The 332-nt window shown below is 39.2% G+C and carries 1 protein-coding gene; it reads left to right on the forward strand.

Annotated features, from left to right (window positions below; all coding sequences use genetic code 11):
• On the forward strand, nt 1-332 hold a 332-nt coding region (locus EGM88_RS15875), incomplete at both ends, for a hypothetical protein (protein WP_162497598.1).

Here is a 332-nt window from a genome sequence, read left to right on the forward strand (position 1 = left end):
GTTCAGGTAACTGATGATTCAGGCACCGTAACTATAAGTGTACCTACGCCAAAAATAGCAGGTACAGATTATTATTTCCAAGCACAATTATTTGATTCTGGTTGGGGTCATTTAGCCACAGAAGATGGAGCAACTGTAATTGTTGAAGATGGCTCAGCAGAACCAAATTCAATTACCATAGTAAACCCACCAGCAACAGTTACCGCAGATAGTACCGTTGATATCACTTTTAGTTATACAAAAGACGTTGATGAAGCATGGGCATTTATCCGTTTTAAAGATGCAGATGGAAATGTAGCAGATGCAGATGCATTTGTTCAGGTAACTGATGA

Source organism: Aureibaculum marinum, from assembly GCF_003813905.1.
GTDB classification, from domain to species: Bacteria; Bacteroidota; Bacteroidia; order Flavobacteriales; family Flavobacteriaceae; genus Aureibaculum; species Aureibaculum marinum.